Below are 2625 nucleotides of genomic sequence, written 5' to 3' on the forward strand. Positions count from 1 at the left end.
CACCTGATTCGGGATATCCTGTTTGTTTTTTCAATAGTTGTATTCTTTTAAGTGGAGGAGAATCTTTCAAAATTGTTATAGTAAGTCCATAAAGAAAATTCACACAAAAGAAAACTTTTTGGTATAATAGTAGCATGCACACAAAAAATGAAGAAGAGCTTCTAGCTCTCGGAGAAAGATTAGGTCATTTGCTTCAAAAAGACGATGTTCTGATCTTGACTGGAGAGTTGGGAGCGGGTAAAACAACCTTTACAAAAGGCCTTGCTAAGGGCTTGGATATCCGTCAAATGATTAAAAGTCCAACCTATACCATTGTCAGAGAGTACGAAGGGCGTTTGCCACTTTACCACTTGGATGTCTACCGTATCGAAGGTGATGCTGATTCTATTGACTTGGATGAGTTTCTCTTCGGTGGTGGTGTGACTGTTATTGAGTGGGGGCATCTTTTGGGTGAAGATTTACCAGATTCTTACTTGGAGTTGGAAATCTTGAAAGAAGCTGAGGGGCGTTGTCTTCATTTTACGGCTCATGGCTCTCGGGCTGAACAACTCATCAAGGAGCTTCAAGATGGAGTATGAGTTGTGTATTCGTGAGGCAGAGATTTCAGATGCTACAGCCTTAATTGCATTTTTAGATTGTGTCGGTCAAGAGACAGATTTTACCAGCTTGGATGAAAATGGCATCATGATGACAGCTTCTGAAATGGCTCTTTTTATCGAAAAACAAGCTGCATCAGAGAATCAAATTACTCTCCTCGCCTTACTGAATGATGAGATTGCAGGAGTCTTAAATATCACAGCGGACCAACATTTAAGAGTTCGACATATCGGTGATGTTTTTCTAGCAGTTCGCAGGAAATTCTGGAACCAAGGCTTGGCGACTATACTTCTAGAAGAAGGCATCGAGTGGGCTAAAGTCAGTGGCGTCTTGCGCCGTTTGCAACTCAGTGTACAAAAACGAAACGAGGCTGCGATCCACCTCTACTCAAAAATGGGATTTATCACAGAAGGCTTACAAGAAAGAGGAGCCTATTTAGCAGAAGGGATATTTTTAGATGTTTGTCTTATGGGCAAGCTGATAAATGAATAACGAGATGATTAAAAAATTAATTGGAATGGTGCTAGGTTTCCTAGCAGTAACAGTTTTAGGTGTAGCGGTTTATGGTTACACCATTTTCCAACAAGGAACAGCAACCTTGAGTGAAAAGACTTATAAAAAAATTGGTGAAGAAACCAACGTTATCGAAGCGACGGAGCCTCTGACCATCCTCTTGATGGGGGTAGATACGGGAAATGTGGAACGTACAGACCCGTGGGCGGGAAATAGTGATTCCATGATTCTCTTGACGGTTAATCCCAAAACAAAGAAAACCACTATGATGAGTTTGGAACGGGATATTTTGACCAAGATTGAGACTGGAAACGGTCAAGTTCAGGAAGCTAAACTCAATGCGGCCTATGCTAATGGTGGTGCGGAACTTGCAATTTCTACTATTCAAAAGATGATGAATATCCACATTGACCGCTATGTGATGGTTAACATGCAGGGGCTTCAACAATTGGTGGATGCGGTTGGTGGAATTACCGTCAACAATACACTCGGTTTCCCAATTTCGATTGCTGACCAAGAGGAGTTTAATAAGATTTCTATCGGTGTTGGAGAACAAACCTTGAATGGGGAGGAAGCTCTGGTGTATTCACGGATGCGTTACCAAGACCCAGAGGGAGACTATGGTCGTCAAAAACGTCAACGTGAAGTTATTCAAAAGATCGTTGAGAAGGTTTTGAGCCTAAACAGTGTGAGTCATTATCAAGGTATCCTCAAAGCTTTGAGTGATAACATGCAGACCAATGTGGACTTGTCAGCTAAGAGCATTCCACAATTGCTCGGCTATCAAGATTCCTTCAAGAATATCGAAACGCATCAATTGCGTGGGGAAGATGCTGAGCTACAGGGAATTTCTTATCAGATTGTCACTTCAGAACATATGCTCGAAATGCAAAATCTCTTGCGTAGTTCGCTAGGTAAAGAGCCAGTGACAGAATTGGAAACCAATGCGGTACTGTACGAAACAGCCTTTGGTCGGACAGCACCTTCAACCAGTACGAACGCTTCAAACGAAGAAGCAGAATAAGAAAAGAATCAAATCGTGGGAAATTTCCTGCGATTTTTTCAAAAAAATTCGAATAGATAAGTAGGAGGAAACATGAAAGCAGAAATTATTGCTGTTGGAACAGAAATTTTAACAGGGCAGATTGTCAATACCAATGCTCAGTTTTTATCAGAGAAACTAGCCGAAATCGGGGTAGATGTCTACTTCCAAACAGCTGTTGGAGATAATGAAGCTCGTCTTTTGTCCTTGCTTGAGATTGCGAGTCAACGTAGTAATCTTGTGATTTTGACAGGGGGCTTGGGACCAACCGAGGATGATTTGACCAAACAAACCCTGGCAAAATTTTTGGGAAAAGATCTAGTGTTTGACCCTCAAGCGCAAGAGAAACTGGATATTTTCTTTGCTCATAGACCTGACTATGCTCGGACACCGAATAATGAGCGCCAAGCCCAAATTGTAGAAGGGGCGACTCCACTGCCAAATGAGACAGGTTTAGCAGTAGGAGGGGTGTC

4 protein-coding genes are annotated in these 2625 nt (G+C 42.0%); all 4 read left to right on the plus strand.

Annotation, left to right across the window (positions count from 1 at the left end):
* Window positions 1-134 precede the first annotated feature (134 nt).
* The gene (gene tsaE / locus GMD6S_RS08740; RefSeq protein WP_000556959.1) at window positions 135-578 is read left to right on the plus strand and encodes a tRNA (adenosine(37)-N6)-threonylcarbamoyltransferase complex ATPase subunit type 1 TsaE; all 444 of its coding nucleotides are present in this window, start codon (window positions 135-137) and stop codon (window positions 576-578) included.
* The gene (locus tag GMD6S_RS08745; RefSeq protein WP_000455514.1) at window positions 568-1089 is read left to right on the plus strand and encodes a GNAT family N-acetyltransferase; all 522 of its coding nucleotides are present in this window, start codon (window positions 568-570) and stop codon (window positions 1087-1089) included. Before tsaE ends, GMD6S_RS08745 begins: the two co-directional genes overlap by 11 nt.
* A 4-nt stretch (window positions 1090-1093) precedes the next feature.
* Window positions 1094-2134, plus strand: a complete 1041-nt coding sequence (gene lytR / locus GMD6S_RS08750; RefSeq protein ID WP_000592171.1) for a glycopolymer--peptidoglycan transferase LytR — start codon at window positions 1094-1096, stop codon at window positions 2132-2134.
* A 72-nt stretch (window positions 2135-2206) separates the two neighbouring features.
* Window positions 2207-2625, plus strand: a 419-nt coding sequence (locus tag GMD6S_RS08755; RefSeq protein ID WP_000642670.1) for a molybdopterin-binding protein, incomplete at its 3' end; no start/stop codon positions are given.

The organism is Streptococcus sp. GMD6S (assembly GCF_000297015.1).